The organism is Xanthomonas campestris pv. campestris str. ATCC 33913 (assembly GCF_000007145.1).
GTDB classification, from domain to species: Bacteria; Pseudomonadota; Gammaproteobacteria; order Xanthomonadales; family Xanthomonadaceae; genus Xanthomonas; species Xanthomonas campestris.
Window position 1 is genome coordinate 4143789 of the sequence record NC_003902.1, and the last position, 23098, is coordinate 4166886.

21 protein-coding genes and 1 pseudogene are annotated in these 23098 nt (G+C 65.2%); 7 read left to right on the forward strand and 15 right to left on the reverse strand.

Annotated features, from left to right (window positions below; all coding sequences use genetic code 11):
* Positions 1–16: 16 nt before the first annotated feature.
* The 4 genes from XCC_RS18020 to XCC_RS18035 form a co-directional block, all read right to left on the reverse strand.
* Positions 17–1771 carry a quinoprotein dehydrogenase-associated putative ABC transporter substrate-binding protein gene (locus tag XCC_RS18020; protein WP_011038574.1) on the reverse strand — a complete coding sequence of 585 codons (1755 nt, stop codon included), beginning with the start codon at positions 1769–1771 and terminating at the stop codon, positions 17–19.
* Positions 1768–2097 (reverse strand): methanol dehydrogenase, encoded by a 330-nt coding sequence (locus tag XCC_RS18025; protein WP_011038575.1) that lies wholly within the window; start codon positions 2095–2097, stop codon positions 1768–1770. Before XCC_RS18025 ends, XCC_RS18020 begins: the two co-directional genes overlap by 4 nt.
* A protein-coding gene (locus XCC_RS18030) for an IS3 family transposase (protein WP_087942063.1) occupies positions 2098–3242 on the reverse strand; the annotation gives its coding sequence in 2 pieces (ribosomal slippage) (positions 2098–3005 and positions 3005–3242; 1146 coding nt in all). It abuts the gene before it with no gap.
* A 41-nt stretch (positions 3243–3283) separates the two neighbouring features.
* Complete coding sequence (locus tag XCC_RS18035; RefSeq protein ID WP_011038576.1) at positions 3284–5023, reverse strand: PQQ-dependent dehydrogenase, methanol/ethanol family; 1740 nt, start codon at positions 5021–5023, stop codon at positions 3284–3286.
* A gap of 519 nt (positions 5024–5542) precedes the next feature.
* Here XCC_RS18035 and XCC_RS22835 point away from each other — a divergent pair.
* A pseudogene (locus tag XCC_RS22835) lies at positions 5543–5733 on the forward strand (hypothetical protein); the annotation flags it as partial.
* A 128-nt stretch (positions 5734–5861) separates the two neighbouring features.
* On the opposite strand, the gene XCC_RS18040 reads toward XCC_RS22835, so the two are convergent.
* From XCC_RS18040 to ubiE, 5 genes are all read right to left on the reverse strand, one after another.
* Positions 5862–6485 (reverse strand): HAD family hydrolase, encoded by a 624-nt coding sequence (locus XCC_RS18040; protein ID WP_014509025.1) that lies wholly within the window; start codon positions 6483–6485, stop codon positions 5862–5864.
* 3 nt (positions 6486–6488) lie between these two features.
* Complete coding sequence (locus XCC_RS18045) at positions 6489–7208, reverse strand: hypothetical protein (protein WP_011038578.1); 720 nt, start codon at positions 7206–7208, stop codon at positions 6489–6491.
* 625 nt (positions 7209–7833) lie between these two features.
* Positions 7834–9783, reverse strand: a complete 1950-nt coding sequence (locus XCC_RS18050; RefSeq protein WP_029628849.1) for a M1 family metallopeptidase — start codon at positions 9781–9783, stop codon at positions 7834–7836.
* 74 nt (positions 9784–9857) lie between these two features.
* The gene (locus tag XCC_RS18055; protein WP_012437339.1) at positions 9858–10748 is read right to left on the reverse strand and encodes a GGDEF domain-containing protein; all 891 of its coding nucleotides are present in this window, start codon (positions 10746–10748) and stop codon (positions 9858–9860) included.
* Positions 10749–10938: 190 nt separating this feature from the next.
* On the reverse strand, positions 10939–11700 hold the full coding sequence (gene ubiE, locus XCC_RS18060) for a bifunctional demethylmenaquinone methyltransferase/2-methoxy-6-polyprenyl-1,4-benzoquinol methylase UbiE (RefSeq protein ID WP_014509029.1): 762 nt from the start codon (positions 11698–11700) through the stop codon (positions 10939–10941).
* 87 nt (positions 11701–11787) lie between these two features.
* Between ubiE and XCC_RS18065 the strand changes: the two genes are divergently transcribed.
* From XCC_RS18065 to XCC_RS18085, 5 genes are all read left to right on the forward strand, one after another.
* On the forward strand, positions 11788–13437 hold the full coding sequence (locus tag XCC_RS18065; RefSeq protein ID WP_011038582.1) for an MFS transporter: 1650 nt from the start codon (positions 11788–11790) through the stop codon (positions 13435–13437).
* Positions 13434–14525, forward strand: coding sequence for an HlyD family secretion protein (locus XCC_RS18070; protein WP_011038583.1), 1092 nt, complete (start codon positions 13434–13436; stop codon positions 14523–14525). Before XCC_RS18065 ends, XCC_RS18070 begins: the two co-directional genes overlap by 4 nt.
* A gap of 25 nt (positions 14526–14550) precedes the next feature.
* Entirely contained in the window at positions 14551–15051 is a 501-nt protein-coding gene (locus XCC_RS18075) for a GNAT family N-acetyltransferase (RefSeq protein ID WP_011038584.1), read from the forward strand.
* On the forward strand, positions 15048–15503 hold the full coding sequence (locus XCC_RS18080; RefSeq protein ID WP_011038585.1) for a nucleoside deaminase: 456 nt from the start codon (positions 15048–15050) through the stop codon (positions 15501–15503). Before XCC_RS18075 ends, XCC_RS18080 begins: the two co-directional genes overlap by 4 nt.
* Before the next feature lie 218 nt (positions 15504–15721).
* On the forward strand, positions 15722–16021 hold the full coding sequence (locus tag XCC_RS18085) for a hypothetical protein (protein ID WP_011038586.1): 300 nt from the start codon (positions 15722–15724) through the stop codon (positions 16019–16021).
* A gap of 257 nt (positions 16022–16278) precedes the next feature.
* Here the strand turns inward: XCC_RS18085 and hslU are convergent, their stop codons facing one another.
* On the reverse strand, positions 16279–17646 hold the full coding sequence (hslU, locus tag XCC_RS18090; protein WP_011038587.1) for an ATP-dependent protease ATPase subunit HslU: 1368 nt from the start codon (positions 17644–17646) through the stop codon (positions 16279–16281).
* Between the two features lie 118 nt (positions 17647–17764).
* Complete coding sequence (gene hslV / locus XCC_RS18095) at positions 17765–18316, reverse strand: ATP-dependent protease subunit HslV (protein WP_011038588.1); 552 nt, start codon at positions 18314–18316, stop codon at positions 17765–17767.
* Positions 18317–18811: 495 nt separating this feature from the next.
* On the opposite strand from hslV, the gene XCC_RS18100 reads away from it, so the two are divergent.
* Positions 18812–19956, forward strand: a protein-coding gene (locus tag XCC_RS18100) for an IS3 family transposase (protein WP_087942080.1) whose coding sequence is annotated in 2 segments (ribosomal slippage) — positions 18812–19049 and positions 19049–19956 — 1146 coding nt in all. Because the reading frame shifts where the segments join, the coding sequence is not laid out codon by codon here.
* 398 nt (positions 19957–20354) lie between these two features.
* Here XCC_RS18100 and xerC read toward each other — a convergent pair.
* The 4 genes from xerC to lptM are packed head-to-tail and all read right to left on the reverse strand — an operon-like array spanning position 20355 to position 23091.
* Positions 20355–21323, reverse strand: a complete 969-nt coding sequence (gene xerC / locus XCC_RS18105; RefSeq protein ID WP_011038589.1) for a tyrosine recombinase XerC — start codon at positions 21321–21323, stop codon at positions 20355–20357.
* A complete protein-coding gene (locus tag XCC_RS18110; protein WP_016944790.1) occupies positions 21316–21984 on the reverse strand; it encodes a DUF484 family protein in 669 nt (222 codons plus the stop codon). Before XCC_RS18110 ends, xerC begins: the two co-directional genes overlap by 8 nt.
* Positions 21981–22835: a diaminopimelate epimerase gene (gene dapF / locus XCC_RS18115; protein WP_011038591.1), complete on the reverse strand. Its 855-nt coding sequence runs from the start codon at positions 22833–22835 to the stop codon at positions 21981–21983. The genes XCC_RS18110 and dapF overlap by 4 nt, the downstream gene beginning before the upstream one ends.
* On the reverse strand, positions 22825–23091 hold the full coding sequence (gene lptM / locus XCC_RS18120; RefSeq protein ID WP_011038592.1) for an LPS translocon maturation chaperone LptM: 267 nt from the start codon (positions 23089–23091) through the stop codon (positions 22825–22827). The genes dapF and lptM overlap by 11 nt, the downstream gene beginning before the upstream one ends.
* Positions 23092–23098 lie beyond the last annotated feature (7 nt).

The following is a 23098-nucleotide window of genomic DNA, read 5'->3' on the forward strand; positions in this document are numbered from 1 at the left end:
GCGGTGGATGACGCACTTATTGGGTGGTGCTGCGCTTGCCAGGTGCCAGCAGCGCGGCCAATGCCGCATCGCCGCGCTCCTGCGCCAAGGTCGCAGCGGTCTTACCGTCGCGATTGCGCGCAGCCGGGTCGGCGCCGGCGGCCAGCAAGCGCTTGGCCGTCGCTTCGCGGCCGGAGGCAGCCGCCAGCATCAAGGCGGTGACGCCGGCCTGGTTGGCGCCACGTACATCGGCGCCGTGCTTCAGCAATGCATCCAGAATGGCCGGGTCCTCGCGCGGTACTGCAAACATCACCGGCGTAAACCCGGTGCGGTTGGCGCCACGTGCCTTGGCGCCGGCTTTCAGCAACGCCTCAACGACACCGACGTCGGCGTACGACACCGCCAGCTCCAGCGCGTTCCAGCCATCGCTGGACACGGTGTCCAGTGGCGCGCGGCGGGCGAGCAGCCGTTGCACGCTGTCCGCATCGTTGCCCCAGGCGGCCTTCATCAAGGCCGTCCAGCCGTTGCCATCACGCGCGTCAAGGCGTGCGCCGGCGTCGATCAGCAGGCCAACCAGGTCCGGTTCCTGATTGCGGATGGCCTGGTGCAACGGTGGCTCGCCCAGCAGGTTGGGCTGGTTGGCATCGGCGCCATGGCGTAGCAACCACGCTGCACGCAGCGCATCACCGGCATCCAGCGCGTGGGCCAGTTCCTGGTTCGGATCTGCGCCATCGGCGATGCGCAGCTGCAGTTGGGCCAGCTCCTGCGAGGACGTCGCGGCATTGGTGCTTTTCGGTGCGGACGCGGGTGTGACATACGGCCCATGCGATGCCAGATCGCCGGCCACAATGCAGTCCGCACACCGCACCAGCGGCACGTGATAGCTGCGCAGAATTTCATCGATCTTGGCGGCGCTCTGCTGCAGGGCGGTGTTCAGCGCATCGCGCAGTGCCGCGTTCTTGCGCGCCACGGCCCAGGCCATCGAATACTCCAGCACCGCATCGTCGATGGTGTTGAGCGGCACCACGCCAAGGTTGTTGCGTGCGGCGTAGTACCCAGCCACCGGGCCCCAGGATTCGGCCGCATCCAGCTCACCGGCGGCAACGCGCTCGACCAGTTTGCCGGGATGCTCTTCCGGCGCGGTGGCCGAGTCGTAGAACAGGTATTTCACCTCGCCCGACACGCCATGTTCGTACAAGGCCTGACGGGCAGGCGAACTCTGGAACACGCCCAGCCGCAGTTTTTTCAGGGCCGGGTCGTCGAGCGAGGTGGGTACCAGGTCCAGGCCCTTGCGCGTGACCAGCACATAGGGCGAGCGATACAGCGGCCGTGTGGTCAGGCCCATTTCGAAATCGCTGTTGAGGTCCATCAACACATCGCAGCGGCCGGCATTGATGGTGCTGCGTGCCAGACCGCGCTGGTAATAGGTGCGCCATTCGTATTCCAGCCGGCGGCCCATGGCCTCGGCCACGACCTGCGCAATCTTGTTCTGGAAGCCTTCGCCAGCCTTGTTGGACAGCGGCATGTTGCCGGGGTCCGCGCATACGCGCAGCACCGACGGATCGGCGGCGGGTGGAGGCGTGGACGCTGGCGCCGGCGACGCAGTGGGCGTGGCCGGCGCAGCATCGGAATGAGAAGCGCGAGCCGTCGGTGAGGACGGCTCGCGTGTGCAACCTGCGGCGACGAGTCCGAGGCTGCACCCCACCAGCACCATGCACAGGTGCCGGGTGAGGCCACGCACGCCGGCAGTGACCTGCCGGTGTGCGTGCCGAACGCCTTGCAGATGCGTCATCGTGCGGTCTTCGCTGCTGCGTTGGCGGTGCCGCCACCTGCGGCCGCCGTGGCGGTCGCACTGGCGGTCACGGTCTTGCCTGCACCATCGATGCGGAAGGTATGCACCATGCCGCCGAGCGGGATCTTGTCGAAACCGGCGCCAAACGCCAGCCCGGCAGCACCCAGCGCGCCGTACGGATCCGCCGGATCCAGACCTGCCGCCACCGGCAACCCAATCCAGCCGCCGATGCCGGAGAACACCGCCACGTACTGGTGGCCATTGGCCTTGTAGGCGATCGGGTTGCCGATGATGCCGGAGTGATACGCCCAGGGTTCCGTAGACACTCAAGACCCTCGTTGCGCGTAGCGCCGTTCAAACTCTACAGGTGACAGGTCGCCAGTTGAACCGTGGCGGCGGTTGGGGTTGTAGAACATCTCGATGTAGTCGAATACCTCGGCGCGAGCGGCGTCCTTGGTGGGATAGGTCAGCCGCCTGATCCGCTCGCGTTTGAGCAGGCCGAAGAAGCTCTCCACGGGTGCGTTGTCGTGGCAGTTGCCACGCCGACTCATGCTGCACACCAAGCCATGGGACGCCAGGAAACTGCGCCAGTCATCGCTGGTGTAGACAGACCCTTGGTCCGAATGAACCAAGCAACCAGCGTTGGGTTTGCGCCGCCACACCGCAGACAACACCGCCTGCACGACCAACTCGGTGTCGGCCCGATCGCGCATCGCCCAGCCGACGACCTGCCTGGAAAACAGATCGATCACAACAGCCAAATACATCCAGCCTTCATGCGTGCGGATGAAGGTGAAATCGCTCGCCCAGGCCGTGTCCGGCTCCGTCACGTCGAACTGTCGGTCAAGCAGGTTGGCCGCCGCCTTGCACTGCATTCCTCCATGGAAGCGCGGTTTGCGACCATAGCCCACCTGGGCACGCAGTCCCTCGGTGCGCATCAGCCGATGCACCCGATGACGACTACAACGCTCACCCAGATCGCGCAGATCCGTGGTGATCTTGCGATGCCCATAGACACTGCCGCTGGCCAGCCAGTGGTGCTTGATTAGTCCAAGCAAGCGATCATCTTCCTTGGCGCGCTCACTGTTGGGCGAGCACAACCAGGCGTAATAACCCGACCGGTTGACCCGCAATACCCGGCACATTGCACACACCCTGAATTCCTCGCAGTGGGCTTGCATGAAGGCGTACTTTGCCTTTACCCCTTGGCAAAGTACGCGGCGGCCTTTTTTAGGATGTCGCGCTCCTCGGTCACTCGACGCAACTCTGCCTTCAGCCGCCGAACCTCGGCGCTCTGGTCCACCTCGGCGCGATGCACCACGCCAGACTTGCCGAACGTGCGCAGCCAGGCGTACAGGCTGTGCGTGGTGACACCCAGCCGCTCGGCGACTTCTGCCACCTTGAACCCACGATCAGTCACTTGCCGGACCGCCTCGATCTTGAACTCATCCGTATATCGCTTGCTGCTCATAGACACCTCCGAATCGACCATTTTCCATGGCCTTGAGATGTCTAGGAAACCCTGGGCGTATCAGAGGGCAACTTCATCTCCCACAGCTTCTTGCCGGTGTCCTTGTCCACTGCGCGGAACCAGCCGTCCAGCGTGCCGTAGAACACCAGCCCGCCATCGGTGACCAGGGTGCCGCTCCACACCGGGAACTTCTCCTTGATCTCCCACTTGGACTTGCCTTCCACCACGTCGAACGCCTTGACAATGCCCAGTGCGCCGGGCTCGTTGGGCTTCATCATCACGTTGGCGAACACATACGGCAGGCCCATCATGGTGTTGCCGCGTTCCTGCGGCTCAAGCTCCATGTGCCAGTTGTTGGTGCCGCAGAAGAACACCGCCGAATTGGCCGGATCCACCGAGCACGGCTGCTGGTCCTTGCCGCCCATTGCCGACGGGAACGCCTGCACTTTCTTGCCGCGTTCCAGTGGCGAATGCGCAGCCACCTTCACCGGGCGGCCGGTCTTCATGTCGATGCGTTCGGCCCAGTTGGCCGGCACGAACTTGTGCGCGCGCAGCAGCGTGCCATCGCGGCGATCGAGCACGTAGGCAAAGCCGTTGCGATCGAACTGCACCACCGAGGGAACTTCCTTGCCGTCGATGGTCAGGTCGACCAGGATCGGCTCGTTGATACCGTCGTAATCCCACTGGTCGAACGGGGTTTTCTGGTAGCCCCACACCGCTTCGCCGGTGTCGATCTTGCGGGCGAACAAGGTCATCGACCACTTGTTGTCATGCTCGCCGTTGTTGCATTCCTCATGCGAGGTCTTGCCGCAGCGGTACGACGGGCTCCACAGCCCCGGGTTGCCGGTGCCGTAGTAGAGCAACTTCAGCTTCGGGTCGTAGCTGTACCAGCCCCAGGCCGCACCGCCGCCGCGCTTCCATTCGTCGTTGGGAAAGGTCTTCACGCCCAGGTCGCCGAGCTGCCCATGTTGCGGGTTGGCCTTGTTGAAATCGGCGCCCAGGCAGATGGATTTGTCGGTGCCGGCCGCATCGCAGGACCACGCCTGCTTACCATCGGCCAGGTTGTAGGCGGCCACGCGCCCAAGCACGCCGAACTCGTTGCCGCTGATGCCGGCGATCACTTTGCCGTCGGCAATGATCGGCGCCATGGTGATGGTTTCGCCCTTGTCGGGGTGGCCAAGTTTCTGCTTCCACACTTCCTTGCCGGTCTTGGCATCGAGCGCGATCACATCGCCACTCAGGCTGCCGAACACCAGCTTGCCATCGGCATACGATGCGCCGCGGTTGACCGTGTCGCAGCACGCCACTGCCACCGAGCGTTCGTCCTGCTGCGGGGTGTATTTCCACAACACCTTGCCGCCGTCGTCCTGCGATGCCAGATCGATCGCGTACACGTTGTTGGGATACGCGCTGACCATGTACATGATGCTGCCGATCACCAGCGGTTGGCCTTCGTGGCCGCGCGTGGCGTCGGTCTTCATTTCCCACGACATCTTGAGGTTCTTGACGTTGTCGCGATTGATCTCCGCCAACGGGCTGTGGCGGGTCAAGGCGAAGTCGCGACCGACACCGCCCCAGTTATCCGGGTTGCTGGCGTTGGTGGTGAATTCGCCATCGGTATCGACCACTGCGGCCGCCGGCGCCGCTGCGGCAGGTGCCGCCGTTTGCGCAGGAGCGGCAGGTTCGGCCGGCGTGTCTTTCTTGCAGCCGGCCAGCACAGCGCTCAGTGCAAGCATGAGCAACACGCCGCCACGCGCGCTGCGACAGGAAGATTGGTGCATTGCGTCTACCCCTCTCGATTGAACAACCCGCTGGTTGAAGCATCCCGAGGCGCCGGCGTGACAGCGGCCGATCGCATCGCAGACGTCGGAAACGTCGAGGGAGATAGAGCAAAGCCCATGCCAGTGCACTGGTGCGCTGCACCACGTCGCGCTGACGCGGCTTTCACGTTGGTGACGCGGGCTTGTCCATCGGAGGTGTCACGGATATGGCACAGTTTGCGCCGTGCGTGCTGTGACACGGATGGAGCAGTTCGATATAGGAGGCTTGCGGATGGCCGTTATGGCGGGGCGTGGTGCCGGCCATTTCCGCCATCTCCTCCAGTCGCTGATTTCGCCGAGTAGCACGATTGGGAAGCACTCCACGGTGTGCGCATGCCATTCGGGCGCGGGATCACATCCAGGCGCGAAGCCGATGTCCAGCAGCCAATCGCCCAAACGGCGGCCAGGTGCGCCTCCTCGCCGGACAGCTGCATCGATGCCAGCGGTGCGGCGGCGAAGCGGCGAGGCGGGCTTCGCCCTAGATGCATCACGGACAGCCTGGCCGGACAACGCCAACCGCTGGCGACATGGGTGGCCGGTGCGTTGCCGACCGACGCCTGCGCATTGCCGGCCAGTGTGTCGATCGACGACCTTCGCCGCCTGTTCGCCGACCCGGCCTGCAGTTCCTGCGCCATCGCCCGGGCGTGCGGCTGCCGGACCCGGCCGGCGAAGCCACTGCAACGATCTATCTCTAACGAGCTCTTTGCCGAAAGTCGCCCTAGGAATTAGTCAGCGAAGCCCGGGACGTCCAGGCGTCGAATCAGCATCAGCTACCGCGCCTGACCAGCAAGACGGGAGGCTAACCCTGCCACTGCGCCAGCAGCTGCGCGCAGTCGCGCAAGCGCCAATCGGCCAGGCCGGGCCACGGGTCGCCCGGCGTGTTGACCAGGACGGTGCAGGCACCCACCGCGCGGCCGCAGGCCAGGTCATTGCAGTGGTCGCCCACCATCACCAGCGCGCTGCCTTCCACCGCCCAGCGGCGTGCGAAGTACTGCAATCCGTCCGGTGCGGGCTTGGGTGCGGCCTCGTCGCGGCCGACGATGTCGTCCCAGGCAAAGGCATCGCCCAGCCCGAGCGCCTGCAAGGTCACCTGCGCCAGCGTGCGGGCATTGCGCGTCAGCAGGCCCAGCCGGCAGCCGCTTGCCTGCAGCGCACGCACCAGCGCCACCGCGCCCGGCGCAGCACGCGCGCCTTCGGCCAGCGCGCGCTCGTGCTCCAGCAGCCAGGCGTGCTTGGCCTGCGACTGCGCCGCAGGCAAGGCGGCCAGGTGATGCAGGATGTCCGCCTCGGGCGGGATCTGCAGTTCTTTGCGGATCAGCGCGAAGTCGTGCACGGCCTCGGTCAGCGTGCCGTCCATGTCGAATACCCAATGCCGGCAGCTGCGCAAGGCCGGTGCAGCCCCTGCCGGAACGGTGCCATCCATGCGCTATTTCCAGCCCGGCAGTTGGGTGGTATCCAGCCCGCCCACCTCGAACTCGGCGGTGCGCGTGCCGCCGGCCTTGACCGGGAACGCGATGCTGATGCGCTTGGCGCCGCGCACCAGTTTCCACAGCGCCTTGTCGTCGTCGATAAACATGGCGATTGCCTCGTCGGTATCGGGGCGATGTGCCGCCATCGGGCGCGCGGCGCCACCGTCCACCGACACCTGCACCTTGCAGCCGCGGTAGCAATTGAAGTCGCCGGCCTTCAGCACGAGATAGCTGTGGCGCTTCCACTGCGGATGGTCGCGAAACACCAGGCTCACCGGCTTGGGGCCGCTGCCATCCACATCCACGCGCTGCTTGGCATCGATCATCGCCGAGCGCTGCGTGCCGCCCTTGGCCGGCACCTGCGAGTACTGCCACAGCGCCTGCATGCGGCGCAGCTCGCGCGCCTGCTCGCCCTTGGCCTTGATCTCGGCATAGCCGGCCTCCACGCGGGTAGCGGCCGGCGTGCCGGCGTAGCCTTCCAGCAGGGCGGCGCCATGCGCGCGCGCCATGTCCCAGTTCTGTGCCTGCACCGCTGCGTCGTACTGCTTGGCCAATGCCTCGGCCTCGTGTTCCTTGGCCTGCGCCTGCGCGGCTTCCTGCGCCTGGCGTTGCGCCTCGCGATCGGTGCAGCCACTCAGCGCCGCGACGCACAGGGCCGCACTCAACAGATATTTCATCGTCGACTCCAGGGCAAATTCAATGGCAACGATACCAGCCTGCCCCGATGGAATTGATCAAGGGCATGGGCGTATCGCGGTGACCGCAGCGCCCGCGATCAGACGGGGCGACCAAGCACCATAGGAGCGCACTTGTGGGCGATCGGGCTTTACCGGGAACGCCTCATCGCGCACAAGCGCGCTCCTACGGGGCGTGGAGCGTTTGAGGATGCGGCGTTGCGTGCGCAGAGGAGCCCACGCTCTCGTAGGAGCGCACTTGTGCGCGATCGGGCTTCACCGGGAATGCTTCATCGCGCGCGAGCGCGCTCCTACGGAGCGTGCAGCGTTTGAGGGTGCGGCATTGCCTGCGCAGAGGGGCCAACGCTCTCGTAGGAGCGCACTTGTGCGCGATGGGCTTTATCGGGAACGCGGCATCGCGCGCGAGCGCGCTCCTACGGAGCGTGCAGCGTTTGAGGATGCGGCGTTGCCTGCGCAGAGGGCCCACGCTCTCGTAGGAGCGCACTTGTGCGCGATGGGCTTTACCGGGAACGCCTCATCGCGCGCTAGCGCGCTCCTACAAGGGCGATTGCGCACACGCGAGACCGATGAAACAACGGGAGGGCGTAGGCAACGCCCTCCCCGGCCATTACGGCTGCGCTGGCGGCGCGGCCTTGGCCTTGGCGATCATCTCGGCCACCGACGCGGTGGTGATCGGGTGGTAGCTCGGCTTGGCCTTTTCGAAGGCCTGCTCGGCGAAGGTGATGCCGTCCGGGGTCTTCAGCAGCTCGGCATAGATCGGCAGCACCAGCTTGCGACGGCCGACGCGTTCGATGAACTCGCCCGCGGCCGGGCGTGCATCGATGTAGCCGCTGCGGATCGCCAACGGATACCAGCGCATGGCGATCTCGCCGTTGGGCGTGCCGGTGAAGTGGTAGGCATCGTCCAGCTGCTTGAGTTGTTCGGGCTTCAAAGTCGCGCCCATGCCGCTGAGGAAATGCACCCACTCCTGCGTGCCCCATTCGCCGGTGACCTGCTTGTTGGGCAGCGTGCCGCTACCGCTCCAGGCGATACGTGCGGTGTCCACGATCGAGAAGCTGCGCGAGCGTGCCTTGGCGGCGAAGGCCGGGATGCCCGGCTGCTTCAACCAGGCGTCCACTTCGGCCGCGCTCACCGTGTTGGGATGCTTGGCCAGCAGGTTCTTGTTGAGATAGTCGACGAACTGGTCGGTGGTCGCGCTCTGGAACGCATGATCGTCGAACCAGCCACGCAGGAACGGGTCGAACACCTCGCGCCCGAAGCGCTGTTCCAGGAACTGCAGGAACCACGCGCCCTTGACGTAGGCCACCTGGCTCAGCGCTTCATCCGGGTCGCGCTCGGCCAGCGGCGGCAGCGCCAGGGCCTGGTCGGCCGGCGCCATGCCCTTCACTTCGGCCAGCAAATCACCCTGGTCGATCTCGCGCTCCATCTCGGCCATCTCGTTGCCGTACAGCGCTTCGGTGATGCGGCCCTGCACGTAGGTGGTGAACCCTTCGTTCAGCCAGATGTCCTTCCAGCTCGCATTGGTCACCAGGTTGCCCGACCAGCTATGCGCCAGCTCGTGCGCCACCAGCGACACCAGCGACTTGTCGCCCACGATCACCGTCGGCGTGGCGAAGGTCAGGCGCGGGTTCTCCATGCCACCGAACGGGAACGACGGCGGCAGCACCAGCATGTCGTAACGGCCCCAGCGATACGGGCCGTAGAGTTTCTCGGCGGCACCGATCATCTTCTCGGTGTCTTCGAATTCCTTCGCAGCCTTGTCGGCCATGCTCGGCTCGGCCCACACGCCCGAGCGCGCGGAGATCGGCTTGAACACCACATCACCGGCAGCGATCGCCAGCAGATACGAGGGAATCGGCTCGGGCATCTTGAAGCTGTAGTCGCCGTCGCGCGCGGCCTTGGGGTCATTGTCGGCGCTCATCAGCACCATCACGTCCGGGCGCGAGGTCACATGCGCGCTATAGGTGAAGCGCACGCTCGGGGTGTCCTGCAGCGGCACCCAGCTGCGCGCATGGATCGCCTGCGACTGGCTGAACATGAAAGGCAGTTGCTTGCCTTCGGTCATCGCCGGCTCCAACCACTGCAGGCCCGATGCGGTGGGCGCGGTGTGGTAGGTGATGACGACCTTGGCCGGCTGGTTGGGGGTTTCGATGGTGAGCTTGCTGCCGAAGGTCTTGTCGGCCGGCGCCAGCGCGAACTGCAGTGGCGACAGCGTGCCCTTGCCATCGTCGGCCTGCACCTGGGCAATGCTGAGCTCGCGCGTGTCCAGCACCAGTTGCTTGGCGGCCTTGTCCTTCCAGTCCAGCGTGTAGGTGGCGGTGCCGCCGATCTGCTTGGCGTCGAAATCCAGCTTCAGATCCAGCGCCAGGTCCTTGATGACCACCAGCTGCGGCTGGGCGTAGGAGCTTTCGTCGTGGTTGCGGGCGTCTGCTTTCACGGGAGCCTTGGCGGTGGCGGCCGGGGCGGCGGCAGTGGACGCCGGCGGCGTGGATTCGTTGGAACAGCCGGCCAATGCAATGGACACGGCCAGGGACAGCGACAGGAACGGGAAGCGCATCGAAGGCACCGCAGCAAAGGAATTGGTCATTTTAGCGCCCTCGCCCGGCCGCTGCCCGTGCTGCCGTGGGCCGATCACGCCACCGGATGGCTGCGCGGGGCGTCGTGGCCATCGCGCACCAGCCGCCGGCCACCGGAGAACTTGGCGCGGTACATCGCCGCATCCGCACGCCGATACAGCTCGGTGGCGTCGATCCCCACCTCGCACACCGCACTGCCGGCGCTCACGTGCAGCGGCGCCTCTTCGGCATCTTCGCGCTCCAGCATCGACAGCCACTGATTGAGCTTGAGCGTGGCTTCGTCTTCGGAGGCATGCACGCCGATCAGGAATTCGTCGCCGCCCCAGCGGCCGATCCAGTCCTGCGCACCCAGCCAGCCGTAGGCCGATTCGACCAGGCGCACCAGCACGCGGTCGCCGGCCAGGTGGCCGAAGCGGTCGTTGATCGGCTTGAGGTTGTCCATGTCCAGCACGAACAGCACGAACGGCCAGCCTTCGCGTTGCGCGGCGGTCACCGAATCGCGCATGGCCTGCTCGCAACCGCGGCGATTCAGGGCTTCGGTAAGCGGGTCGAACAGCGCGTGCCGCTTGAGATCGCGCATGCCCGCGTCGATGCCGCGCAGGCTGCGGTTGATGCCGCGCAACAGGCGGCCCAGTTCGTCATCGCCGTGCTCGGGCAGCGTGGGCAAGCGTTGATCGGCGTAGTACGCATCCAGCGCATCGGCGGCGATGCGCAGCGGCGCCAGCAAGCGATACAGCGCCGAGAGCGTCAATGCGGTGCCGGCCAGCGTGGCCAGCAAGGCCACGATCACCACCGACCACAGCGGCCGCCCGTCCAGCTCGCTTTGCGCGGCCAGCCAGGCGATCAGCAACAACAAAGGCAGATGGATGCCGACGAACGTCACCGCCAACAGCTTGGCGCTGAAGGAGCGGGGAAACAGGCGCGACAGCCCGGCGTACAAGCGCATCCATGTCTCCGGCAAAAAGAACGTCTAGTGTCGCCGACGGTTTGTGGAGCCAACGCGATGGATGTCTCAAAATTCCGTCGGTCAGCGCGCGCAAATGCGTCGATTCACGCGCGCAAGCGAACCCAAGCGTGCATGCAGCGAGGAGTGCAGTGGAGCGACACCGGCGCGCTGGCACGCGCCGGCCGGTGCATCAGATCTTGTAGCCGGAATGGATAGCCACGATGCCGCCGGTGAGATTCTTGTAGTGGCACCGCGCAAAGCCTGCCTCGCCCATCATGCCCTTGAGCGAATCCTGCGGCGGGTGCTTGCGGATGCTCTCGGCCAGGTACTGGTAGCTGTCGGCATCGCGCGCGAACAGCTGGCCCAGCTTGGGCAGGATCTTGAACGAATGGAAGTCGTAGATCGGCTTGAACCAGTCGGCGGTGACTTCGGAAAATTCGAGCACGCGTGCCTGTCCACCTACCTTCAACACGCGGTACATCTCGCGCAGCGCGGCGTCCTTGTCGGTGACGTTGCGCAGGCCGAAGGAGATGGTCACCAGGTCGAAGCTCTGATCCGGGAACGGCAGCGCTTCGGCATTGCATTGCACGTAATCGAAGCCGGCCACCAGGCCGCGGTTGGTCAGGCGGTCGCGGCCCACCGAGAGCATCCCGGCGTTGATGTCGCCCAGCACCACCGCGCCTTCGTTGCCCACGCGCTCCTTGAGCAGCACGGCGATATCGCCGGTACCGCCGGCCAGATCCAGCACGCGGTCGCCCGGCTTCACCTGCGCGGTGGCCACGAAGTAGCGCTTCCACGCACGGTGGATGCCCAGGCTCATCAGATCGTTCATCAGGTCGTAGTTGCGTGCGACCGAGGTGAACACTTCGCCGACCAGCTTCTGCTTGTCCTTTGCTGCGACGTCGCGGAAGCCGAAATGGGTAGTACCGGAGGTGTAGGGAGATTCGCTCATGGGCGGATTATCGCACTGCTGACGCCACCATGACCGCAACGGGACCACAATCGCGGCTCTTCCTGCGACGGCCCCAGCGAGCACTTGGTGCGCGACAAGTACGTTCAGCGCGACTGGCAGCCCCATGAGAAGCCCACCCTGCCCGGGTCGGCCTCCACGCCGCTGCACCCGACCCGGCGACGCATCCAGTACGGCCTGGTCGGCGTGGTGGTGGCGCTGACCGGTGGGCTGAGCAATGCGCTGGTCACTGCCAACCTGCCCTATCTGCAAGGCACGCTGGGGGCGTACGCCACTGAAATGGCCTGGCTGCCGGCCGCCTACGTGATGACCAACATGTCGGCCAACCTGCTGCTGGTGAAGTTCCGCCAGCAGTTCGGGCTGCGGCGGTTCACCGAGATCTTCCTGGCGCTGTATGCGGTGATTGCCTTCGCGCACCTGTTCGTGCACAGCCTGAGTTCGGCCATCACCGTGCGGGCCGCCCACGGGCTGGTGGGCGCGGCGCTCAGCTCGTTGGGGCTGTACTACGTGATCCAGGCGTTCCCGGCCAAATACCGGCTCAAGGCGGTGGTGACCGGGCTGGGGCTCACCCAGCTGGCACTGCCACTGGCGCGGGTGTTTTCCACCGACCTGCTGGAATTTGGCGAATGGCAGGGGCTGTATCTGTTCGAATTCGGCCTGGCGGTGTTTGCGCTGGCCTGCGTGCTGGCGCTCAAGCTGCCGCCGAGCGACCGGTACCGCGTATTCGAGCCGTTGGACTTCCTCACCTTCAGCCTGTTCGCTGCCGGCGCGGCGGGATTGGCCGCGGTGCTCTCGCTGGGCCGGCTGCTGTGGTGGACCAGCACGCCGTGGCTGGGCGTGGTGCTGGCGGCCTCCATCGTGCTGCTGTGCGCGGCCGCATGGATCGAACACAACCGCCGCAATCCGATGATCAACACGCGCTGGCTGGCCAGTGCCGACATGCTGCGCCTGGGCCTGGCAATCCTGCTGATCCGCCTGGTGCTGTCCGAACAGAGCACCGGTGCGATCGGCTTCTTCCAGACTCTGGGGTTGGCGAACACCCAATTGCAGACCTTGTTCGCGCTGATGTTGCTGGGCGCGGTGGTGGGCGTGGTGGCCAGTGCCTTGCTGATCAATCCGGCGCGCATTGCAGAGCACCTGATCATCGCGGTGGCGGCGATCTGCATCGGCTGCTTCATGGATGCGCGCGCCACCAGCCTGACCCGGCCGGAACAGATGTATGTCAGCCAGTTTCTGCTGGCGTTCGGCAGCACCTTCTTCGTGGGCCCGGCGATGGTGGCCGGCATCGGCCGCGTAGTCACCCAGCCGCGCAACCTGATCAGTTTCATCGTGTTGTTCGGCATGGCGCAGAACATGGGCGGCCTGCTCGGCAGCGCGCTGCTGGGCACGCTGCAGGTGGTGCGCGAGAAATATCACTCCAGCCAATTGGTCGAGCACCTGGTGCTCACCGACCCACAGGTGGCCGCGCGCGTGCAGGCCTATGCCAGCGTGTACGGGCGCGCGATCGGCGACCCGGCCCTGCGCCAGGCGCAAGGCGTGCGTGCACTGGGCACGGTGGCCACCCGCGAAGCCAACGTACTGGCCTATAACGATGTGTTCCTGTTGATCGGCTGCATTGCCATTGCCACCGGGTTGTGGATTCTCTCCGTGCTGGTGTGGCGCCGTTATCTGCGCCCGCCGGTTGCCCCCTCTCCTTCTGTTCCGACTGCGCGCCCATGAATACACCTGCCGACACCGCTCCAACCGCCGCACAGAGACGGCGTCGCCGTCGCCGCCGTCTGTATGGCGTGCTCGGGTTCGGTGGGCTTGCGCTGATCGGCGTGGCGTTGGTGCTGTATGCGTGGCGGCTGCCGCCGTTCACCAGCGCGGTGGAGCGCACCGAAAACGCGATGGTGCATGGCCAGGTCACGGTGATCGCGCCACAGGTCAGTGGCTATGTCACGCAGGTGCCGGTGCAGGATTTTGCGCATGTGCGCCGCGGCCAGCTGTTGGCAAAGATCGACGACCGCATCTATGCGCAGCATTTGGAACAGGCCAAGGCGCAACTGCAGACCACGCAGGCCAACCTGGCCAACTGGGAACAGCAGCGCCACAGCGCCGAGGCCACCATCGCCGAGCAACGCGCCACCCTGAGCAGCAACCAGGCCCAGCGCGATCGCACGCGCTCGGCGTATGCACGCGCGCAGCAACTGGCCAACCAGAAACTGGTGTCCGAGCAGGACCGCGACACCGCATTTGCCGCGCGCGCACAGGCCGACGCCGGCGTGGCTCAGGCGCGCGCCGCAGTGCAGGCCGCCGAAGAGAACGCGCGCAGTGTCACCGTCAATCGTGCAGCGCTGGAAGCGGCGGTAGCCAATGCGCAGGCAGCCGTGCAGCTGGCACAAATCAACCTGGACAACACGCGCATCCTCGCGCCGCGCGACGGCCAGCTGGGTCAGCTCGGCGTGCGCCAGGGCGCCTATGTCACCAACGGCACGCAGTTGATGGCCTTGGTGCCGGACACCTTGTGGGTGGTGGCCAACTTCAAGGAAACCCAAATGGCCAATGTGCGTGTGGGCCAGCGCGCCAGCTTCACCGTGGATGCGCTGGCCAATGCGCGCCTGCAGGGCCGCGTGCAGGAGATCTCGCCAGCGGCCGGCTCCGAGTTCAGCGTGTTACGCGCGGACAACGCCACCGGCAACTTCGTCAAGATTGCCCAGCGCATTCCGCTGCGCATCAGTGTCGATCCCGGCCAGCCGCAGGCCGCGCGGCTGCGTCCGGGCATGTCGGTGGTGGTGGCCATCGACACCGCCCAGCGCGCCGAGTAAGCAACGCAGCCGTTATGATGCGGCGATGACTGTTTTGGCCCCCTTTCCTGTGCACTGGCGCGCACTGCGCTTTGCCGAGCTGGACACGCCCCAGCTCTACGCAGTGCTGCGGCTGCGCACCGATGTGTTCGTGGTCGAGCAGCACTGCGCGTACCCGGAGCTGGACGGCAAGGACACCCACGCCGAGGTGCTGCACCTGCTCGGCACCACGGATGACGGTGCGCTGGCCGCGTACCTGCGCGTGCTGCCGCCCGGGCTGAGCTATCCCGAACCGAGCATCGGCCGCGTCGTCATCGCTGCCGCACACCGCGGCCATGGGTTGGCCCACGTCTTGTTGCGCGAAGGCCTGCGCCTGGTGCAGGCCCAGTGGCCCGGCCGTGCCGTGCAACTGGGTGCGCAAACGCACCTGCAACACCTCTACGCCGCGCATGGTTTTGCGCCCACCTCTGCGCCGTATCTCGAAGACGGCATTCCGCATATCGACATGCTGCGTCGCGCCGACGCAGCCACTCAGGAGCTTGCATGATCACCACACCCGACTACCGCGCGCTGCTCGACACCGCCATCGCCGAAGCCCGCCAGGGTCTGGCCGAAGGCGGCATCCCGATCGGGGCCGCGCTGTACCACAGCGACGGACGTTTGCTTGGCTGCGGCCATAACCGCCGCGTGCAGGAAAACGACCCTTCCGTGCACGGCGAGACCGATGCATTCCGCAAGGCTGGTCGCCAACGCCGCTACCAGGACACCATCATGGTCACCACGCTGGCGCCATGCTGGTACTGCAGCGGGCTGGTGCGGCAGTTCAATATCGGCACTGTGGTGGTGGGCGAATCGGTCACCTTCCAAGGCGGCATCGACTGGCTGCGCGAGCATGGTGTCAACGTCATCGATCTGCACAGCCAGGAGTGCATGGACCTGCTCGGTGGTTATATCGCCGCCAATCCGGATGTGTGGAACGAGGATATTGGCGAAGACTGAGTCCGTGCTGTGGTGGCGCTGGCGGTTGTCGTTGCAGCGCCATGGTGCGTTTGTGCCGTAACTGGATGCGCCAGGCGGCCAGCAACTCCTGTGTAAAAACGTCTGGCCGGCCAGGATCTTCGCAGCAGGTGACGTTCGCCAATGCCCTGCCCCGGCCTGTCAACGCGCGTTGACATGCCCAGCGCTACGCTCGCGCTTCACACAGGGGGAAGGCGTCGATGGCAGCAGTGGATGTGGTGGTAGCGAATGGCGCTGCGGCGCTGCCGTTTGCGTTGGAGCGGGCGCCGGCAATGCGGCAGCTGGCCGCAGTGAACGGCGGGCGGGCGCTGGATGTGCCGCTGGCGAGAGACGCCTTGCCGGCATTGGAAGCAAGTGACCTGACAGAGAGCGACGCGGCCGCGCAGACCGCGCGCCAGGGTGAGAACACCCTGCCGCCCGCGGCTGCCGACCGCGCACTGCACGCGCATGTGCAGCTGGGCGCACTGCTGATCCGGCGCTACAGAGACAGCCTGCGCTGATTGTTTCGCCGCGAGAGCCGACTGACGGCAGCGAGCGGCGCTGCTGAAGCCAGCCGTGAGCGGATCTAATGTGCGAGCGCGGTGAGCCGCAGTGAAACGCGCGAGCGATGCCGCTGGCACAGCGATCGCGTTTGGGCGATTCCTGCGGCTTTGCGTGGCGCTTTAAAGACGTGATCGCCGCAAAAAAAGACCCGCCAACGGCGGGTCTTCTTACAACTGCCGGTCTGCATGCGTTACCGCAAGCAGACCGCACAGGGTCACAAGATGTAACGGCTCAGATCCGGATCCTGGACCAGCTCGCCCAACTGCGCATCCACGTAGGCCGCATCCACGGTGACGCTCTGGCCATCGCGGTCGGGCGCCTCGTAGCTCAGCACATCGAGCAAGCGCTCCAGCACCGTATGCAGACGCCGCGCACCGATGTTTTCCTGCCGCTCGTTCACCTGCGCGGCAATCTCGGCCAGGCGGTCCACCGCATCGGCGCCGAAGGTCAAGGCCACACCTTCGGTCTGCAGCAAGGCTTCGTACTGTTTGATCAACGCCGCCTTGGGCTCGGTGAGGATGCGCACGAAATCGGCCTTGGTCAGCGCGGTCAATTCCACGCGGATCGGGAAGCGGCCCTGCAATTCCGGAATCAGATCGCTGGGCTTGGCCAGATGGAACGCGCCCGAAGCAATGAACAGGATGTGGTCGGTCTTGACCGTGCCGTACTTGGTGGACACGTTGGAACCTTCCACCAGCGGCAGCAGATCGCGCTGCACGCCCTCGCGGCTGACATCGCCACCGGACGAACCGGCTTCACCACGTTTGGCCACCTTGTCGATCTCGTCGATGAACACGATGCCGTGCTGCTCGCACGCCTCGATCGCCGCGGTGCGGATGTCGTCTTCGTTGACCAGCTTGCCGGCTTCTTCCTCGATCAACAGCGGGCGCGCGGCCTTGATGGTGAGCTTGCGCTTCTGCGACTTGCCGCCACCCAGGTTGGAGAACATCTGCCGTAGCTGCTGGCCCATTTCCTCCATGCCCGGCGGGGTCATGATGTCCATGCTGGCGTTGACCGCCACTTCCAGTTCGATCTCGCGCTCGTCCAGTTCGCCGTTACGCAACATGCGGCGGAACTTGATGCGGGTTTCATTGTCCTGCGCCGACGGCTCATGACGCGCCGCCTCCGGGTCGAAGCCGATGCCGGCCGAGCGTCGCGGCAACAATGCATCCAGGATGCGATCTTCGGCGCGCTCTTCGGCCTGGTTGCGCACGCGCACCTTGGCCTGCTCGCGGTACAACTTGACCGAGGTATCGGCCAGGTCGCGAATGATCTGTTCCACATCCTTGCCGACGTAGCCCACTTCGGTGAAACGCGTGGCTTCCACCTTGACGAACGGCGCATTGGCCAGCGTGGCCAGACGCCGCGCGATCTCGGTCTTGCCCACGCCGGTGGGGCCGATCATCAGGATGTTCTTGGGCATCACTTCGTTGCGCAATTCTTCCGGCAACTGCATGCGCCGCCAGCGATTGCGCAGCGCAATGGCCACCGCACGCTTGGCATCGTGCTGGCCGACGATATGGCGGTCGAGCTCCTGCACGATTTCGCGCGGAGTCATGGTGGCGGTATCGATATTAGGCATTGGGGATTCGAGATTGGTAAAAGCGGAATAGGAATGATCAAAGTGTCCGAGTGGCTATCAGAACCCAGGAATGCAGTTGCAAATCCCGAATCCCGAATCCCGACTGCCGAATCACGATTCACAGCTCTTCAACCACCACATTGCGATTGGTATAAATGCAAATATCGCCGGCGATGTTGATCGCCTCGGTGGCAATGGTCTTGGCGTCCAGCTCGGTGTGCGCCAGCAGCGCGCGTGCGGCAGACAGTGCGTACGAGCCGCCGGAGCCGATCGCGATGATGCCGTCTTCCGGCTCGATGACATCGCCGGTGCCGCTGATGATCAGCGAGGTTTCCTTGTCGGCCACGGCCAGCAATGCTTCGAGCTTGCCCAGGCGGCGCTCGGTGCGCCAATCCTTGGCCAGCTCCACGGCGGCGCGGGTCAGTTGGCCGTGTTTGTCCAGCTTGGCTTCGAACAGTTCAAACAGGGTGAACGCATCGGCGGCTGCACCGGCGAAACCGGCCAGTACCTGGCCGTCGCGGCCGAGCCGGCGCACCTTGCGCGCGTTGCCTTTCATGACCGTATGGCCGAGGGTGACCTGACCATCGCCGGCGACGGCGACATGCCCGCCACGTCGGACCGAAATGATGGTGGTGGCGTGAACGACGTTGGGGTTCTGGCTGGGATCCATGGGTCCTCCGGGGGTTTCCAAAGAGGTGGGGACGCCCCTGCCGGGTTCAAGCGGGATGCAACGAAGGAAGAGAGTGATGCCGGTGGTGCAGGTAACAAGTAGCGGGTGGCCATTGGGCCATTGGGCCATTGGGCGAATAGAGTTGGAGTTGGAGAATGGACAGGCGCGAAGTGCGCACACGCTGGCGGAGCGCACCGACCGCCACCCAAGCAGGTGACCGCATGCCATCCGTATAGCCCCTCTCCCGTCGGGAGAGGGGTTGGGGTGAGGGTACGGCCGCTTCAATTGATTGCATGCCCAGTGAGTCAACACGCTCTATTGGCGACTTGCAGAGATGTCTCGAAAACAGCTGCGCTTCTCGCACCCATCATTGAAACGTCGCGCTGTTTAACCGCGGTTGCCTTGCGCGCGGCATTTGAACTTCAATGGGACTGATACGCCCAGGGTTTCCTAGACATCTCAAGGCCATGGAAAATGGTCGATTCGGAGGTGTCTATGAGCAGCAAGCGGTATACGGATGAGTTCAAGATCGAGGCGGTCCGGCAAGTGACTGATCGTGGGTTCAAGGTGGCAGAAGTCGCCGAGCGGCTGGGTGTCACGACGCACAGCCTGTACGCCTGGCTGCGCACGTTCGGCAAGTCTGGCGTGGTGCATCGCGCCGAGGTGGACCAGAGCGCCGAGGTTCGGCGGCTGAAGGCAGAGTTGCGTCGAGTGACCGAGGAGCGCGACATCCTAAAAAAGGCCGCCGCGTACTTTGCCAAGGGGTAAAGGCAAAGTACGCCTTCATGCAAGCCCACTGCGGGGAATTCAGGGTGTGTGCAATGTGCCGGGTATTGCGGGTCAACCGGTCGGGTTATTACGCTTGGTTGTGCTCGCCCAACAGTGAGCGCGCCAAGGAAGATGATCGCTTGCTTGGACTAATCAAGCACCACTGGCTGGCCAGCGGCAGTGTCTATGGGCATCGCAAGATCACCACGGATCTGCGCGATCTGGGTGAGCGTTGTAGTCGTCATCGGGTGCATCGGCTGATGCGCACCGAGGGACTGCGTGCCCAGGTGGGCTATGGTCGCAAACCGCGCTTCCATGGAGGAATGCAGTGCAAGGCGGCGGCCAACCTGCTTGACCGACAGTTCGACGTGACGGAGCCGGACACGGCCTGGGCGAGCGATTTCACCTTCATCCGCACGCATGAAGGCTGGATGTATTTGGCTGTTGTGATCGATCTGTTTTCCAGGCAGGTCGTCGGCTGGGCGATGCGCGATCGGGCCGACACCGAGTTGGTCGTGCAGGCGGTGTTGTCTGCGGTGTGGCGGCGCAAACCCAACGCTGGTTGCTTGGTTCATTCGGACCAAGGGTCTGTCTACACCAGCGATGACTGGCGCAGTTTCCTGGCGTCCCATGGCTTGGTGTGCAGCATGAGTCGGCGTGGCAACTGCCACGACAACGCACCCGTGGAGAGCTTCTTCGGCCTGCTCAAACGCGAGCGGATCAGGCGGCTGACCTATCCCACCAAGGACGCCGCTCGCGCCGAGGTATTCGACTACATCGAGATGTTCTACAACCCCAACCGCCGCCACGGTTCAACTGGCGACCTGTCACCTGTAGAGTTTGAACGGCGCTACGCGCAACGAGGGTCTTGAGTGTCTACGGAACCCTGGGCGTATCAGACACAGCGAACTCTGAGGTTCTCCAACTTTCCCAAGACGCCAAGCAGCGTCTGCACAGGGACCCTCACCCCAACCCCTCTCCCCGAGGGGAGAGGGGCTAGAGCGGAGCACACTTCATGAGCTGCCAGCTATCCAAGCACTGCTTTACCGCTGTGATGGCCCAATCAGCTGGACTGGGCCGCTAGCTGGACTGAGTTATCAACGGTGGTGGCTTTACCAGCGGTACTTGTTTTGCCAACTACTGGCTTTAACAGCTGCATCGGCTCTATCAACGGCACCTATGCTGGACCGGGCCAGCACCAGCGTCTCGATCACAATAGCTGGCCGGCAGGCTGATGACGTCTCTCACACTCACGCGCAGAGGCGCGCACTCATTCCGTCGCCTTCTTGCGCTTCGCCCGCGGATGCGCAGCGTCGTAGACCTTGGCCAGATGCTGGAAATCCAGATGGGTATAGATCTGCGTGGTGGCGATATCCGAATGCCCCAGCAACTCCTGCACACCGCGCAGGTCGCCGGAGGATTCCAGGATGTGGCTGGCAAAACTGTGGCGCAGCATGTGCGGATGCACGTGCTTGAACATGCCCTGGCGCACCGCCAGCTGCTTGATGCGGATCTGCACCGCGCGTTGCGAGATCGCACCACCCGCACGCCCCGGGAAGACATGCGTCTGCGCGCTGCCGCCGCTGTCGCGCTGCCAGGCGCGCAAGGCCGCCACCGCATGTGACCCCACCGGTACCAGGCGTTGCTTGCCGCCTTTGCCAAGCACCGTGACCAGGCCGCTGTCCAGATCCAGATCGCGCCAGCGCAAGGCGCACAGCTCGCTCAGACGCAGCCCGGAGGAATAGAACAATTCCAGCAAGGCGCGGTCGCGCAGGCCCAGCGGCGCGTCGGTTGGCACTTCCACCAGCCGCACCGCTTCATCGGCATCCAGCACCTGCGGCAATTTGCGCGGCGCCTTGGGCGCGCGCAACGCAGCCGCAGGGCTGGTCGCGATGCGGCCATGCTTGAGCAACCACGCGTAATAACTGCGGCAAGCCGACAGGCGACGCTGCAGGCTCTTTGGCGACAACCCGCGCCGGTGTTCGGCAGTGACAAATTTCCGCAGCTGCGCGCTGTCGAGCTGCGCGACATCCTCGCTGCCCTGTGCACTTGCCCAACCGATCAGCGCGGCAAGATCGCGCCGGTACGCATCCAGCGTATGTGCCGAGACCTGCCGTTCGATCTGCAGATGCGCCAGGAAGGGCTCTACCGCAGACAGCGTTGCATCTGCGCCGGGTCCGGTCGTCGCTGTCGGCGAGGAACCCCGCGCATCCGCAACCGGCGGCGCCGCCTCAGGCATCGAAGCGCTGCAGTGCCACCACCAGCGACTCGCCCATCATGCGCAAGAACAACGTACCCATGCCCGGGTAGAACCGATTGGCGTCGCTACTGCCCACTGCGATCAGGCCGATGCCCGGCAACGGCAGCAACGCGGTGGATTGGACCTCGCCTGCATGCGCGCCGTACAACAGCGCATGTTTTTCGGCTTGCAGGCGGCCGCAGATCGGCTCGCCATCGGTGAGGCAATCGCGAAATGGCGCCAGGCGCGCGTCATCGGCCGCCATCACCTGCAACCAGTCTGCCTCCAGCCCGGCGACCGGTTGCAGCAACACCAGCCGCACCAGTTCGCCATTGAAATCTTCCGCCAACGATGCGGCCATCGCCTTGAGCGTGTCGGCCGGGGTGGCCTGGCGCATCAGCGCGAGCGTCAGTTGATGCGTGCGCACCGCCAGCCGTTCGTTGACCTGCGCATTGCTGCCCAGTTCGTGCAGGCGCCGCGACAACTCGCGGTTCTTGTCGCGCAGCACTTCCAGCTGGTACGTGGCCAGGGAGGCAGTGGGGCCGTCATCGCGCGGCACCAGCAGGCTCACCGCCAGATCCGGGAACTGCTTGAGGAAGGTCGGATGGCGGCGTAGCCAGTTGGCGACGTCATGCGCGCCGAGTTTGTCGATCTCGCTCATTGGTTCCACTCTCCATCGAAGACGAACACGGCCGGCCCGGACATCACCACCTGCGCCTGCTCGCCGGCCCAGCGGATCCGCAATTCGCCACCCGGCAAGGACACCCGTACATCGCGCTCGACCCGGCCCCGATGCATCAGCACCACCGCGGCCGCGCACGCACCGCTGCCGCAGGCGAGCGTTTCGCCAACGCCGCGTTCGTACACACGCAACCGCACATGCGCCGGGTCCACCACCTGTGCAAACCCGACATTGACTGATTCGGGAAACGCCGCATTCTGTTGCAGCAACGCACCTACCCGCTCCACCGGCGCCGCATCGACCCGGCCAACTTCCACAACCGCGTGCGGGTTGCCCATCGACACCGCGCCAAAGCGCACGGTTTCTCCGTGCACGGGCAGCGCGTATTCGTCGCGCGCATGGGCAAAGCCGGCCAGCGGAATCTGCGTGGGCTCGAACTGCGGTACACCCATCGCTACCGAATATGTGCCCGCGTCCAATCGCTCGACGCGGTGCGCGGTGAAGGGGCTGTCGATGGTGAAGACATCGCCCTGCGCGGTGCCCTCGCGCACCAGCCACGCGGCCACACAGCGCGCGCCATTGCCGCACTGCTGCGAGTGTGATCCGTCGGAATTCCAGATGCGGTAGGCGGCCACCGCCTCGGCGCTGCGTGGCGTTTCGATGGTCAGGATCTGGTCGCAGCCCACACCGAAATGACGATCCGCCAACCGCGCGGCCAGGCTGGCATCGGGCGGTGGTGTGCCATTGCGCAGATCCAGCACCACGAAATCGTTGCCGGCGCCATGCATCTTGGTGAAACGCAAGCGCCCGGTGTGGACGTCAGCGCTCATTGCCGCTGCTGGCGGGCTGATCCGTGGTCGGCGTGGTCGGCGCGGGCTGGGTGGTGCTGTCGGCCGGCACGGGCGCGGGCGTCTGCGATTCGTCCAGCGGTTGCGGTGCATCCGGCGGCTGCAGCACGGGCTGGGCTTCCACCGGCACCGGCTTCTGCGGCATCACCAGCGGGCCCTTGTTGCCGCAGGCGGCGAGCAGGACGAGGGTCGCACCCACCAGTGCGAGACGAACAGACGGTCGGGACATAATGCTCATGCACCGA

Bases quoted from the DNA above. Each gene is read 5' to 3' on its own strand.
- XCC_RS18020 (WP_011038574.1), bottom strand. From the start codon at position 1,771: ATGACGCATCTGCAAGGCGTTCGGCACGCACACCGGCAGGTCACTGCC.
- XCC_RS18035 (WP_011038576.1), bottom strand. From the start codon at position 5,023: ATGCACCAATCTTCCTGTCGCAGCGCGCGTGGCGGCGTGTTGCTCATG.
- XCC_RS18040 (WP_014509025.1), bottom strand. From the start codon at position 6,485: ATGGATGGCACCGTTCCGGCAGGGGCTGCACCGGCCTTGCGCAGCTGC.
- XCC_RS18045 (WP_011038578.1), bottom strand. From the start codon at position 7,208: ATGAAATATCTGTTGAGTGCGGCCCTGTGCGTCGCGGCGCTGAGTGGC.
- XCC_RS18050 (WP_029628849.1), bottom strand. From the start codon at position 9,783: ATGCGCTTCCCGTTCCTGTCGCTGTCCCTGGCCGTGTCCATTGCATTG.
- XCC_RS18055 (WP_012437339.1), bottom strand. From the start codon at position 10,748: ATGCGCTTGTACGCCGGGCTGTCGCGCCTGTTTCCCCGCTCCTTCAGC.
- ubiE (WP_014509029.1), bottom strand. From the start codon at position 11,700: ATGAGCGAATCTCCCTACACCTCCGGTACTACCCATTTCGGCTTCCGC.
- XCC_RS18070 (WP_011038583.1), top strand. From the start codon at position 13,434: ATGAATACACCTGCCGACACCGCTCCAACCGCCGCACAGAGACGGCGT.
- XCC_RS18075 (WP_011038584.1), top strand. From the start codon at position 14,551: ATGACTGTTTTGGCCCCCTTTCCTGTGCACTGGCGCGCACTGCGCTTT.
- XCC_RS18080 (WP_011038585.1), top strand. From the start codon at position 15,048: ATGATCACCACACCCGACTACCGCGCGCTGCTCGACACCGCCATCGCC.
- XCC_RS18085 (WP_011038586.1), top strand. From the start codon at position 15,722: ATGGCAGCAGTGGATGTGGTGGTAGCGAATGGCGCTGCGGCGCTGCCG.
- hslU (WP_011038587.1), bottom strand. From the start codon at position 17,646: ATGCCTAATATCGATACCGCCACCATGACTCCGCGCGAAATCGTGCAG.
- hslV (WP_011038588.1), bottom strand. From the start codon at position 18,316: ATGGATCCCAGCCAGAACCCCAACGTCGTTCACGCCACCACCATCATT.
- xerC (WP_011038589.1), bottom strand. From the start codon at position 21,323: ATGCCTGAGGCGGCGCCGCCGGTTGCGGATGCGCGGGGTTCCTCGCCG.
- XCC_RS18110 (WP_016944790.1), bottom strand. From the start codon at position 21,984: ATGAGCGAGATCGACAAACTCGGCGCGCATGACGTCGCCAACTGGCTA.
- dapF (WP_011038591.1), bottom strand. From the start codon at position 22,835: ATGAGCGCTGACGTCCACACCGGGCGCTTGCGTTTCACCAAGATGCAT.
- lptM (WP_011038592.1), bottom strand. From the start codon at position 23,091: ATGAGCATTATGTCCCGACCGTCTGTTCGTCTCGCACTGGTGGGTGCG.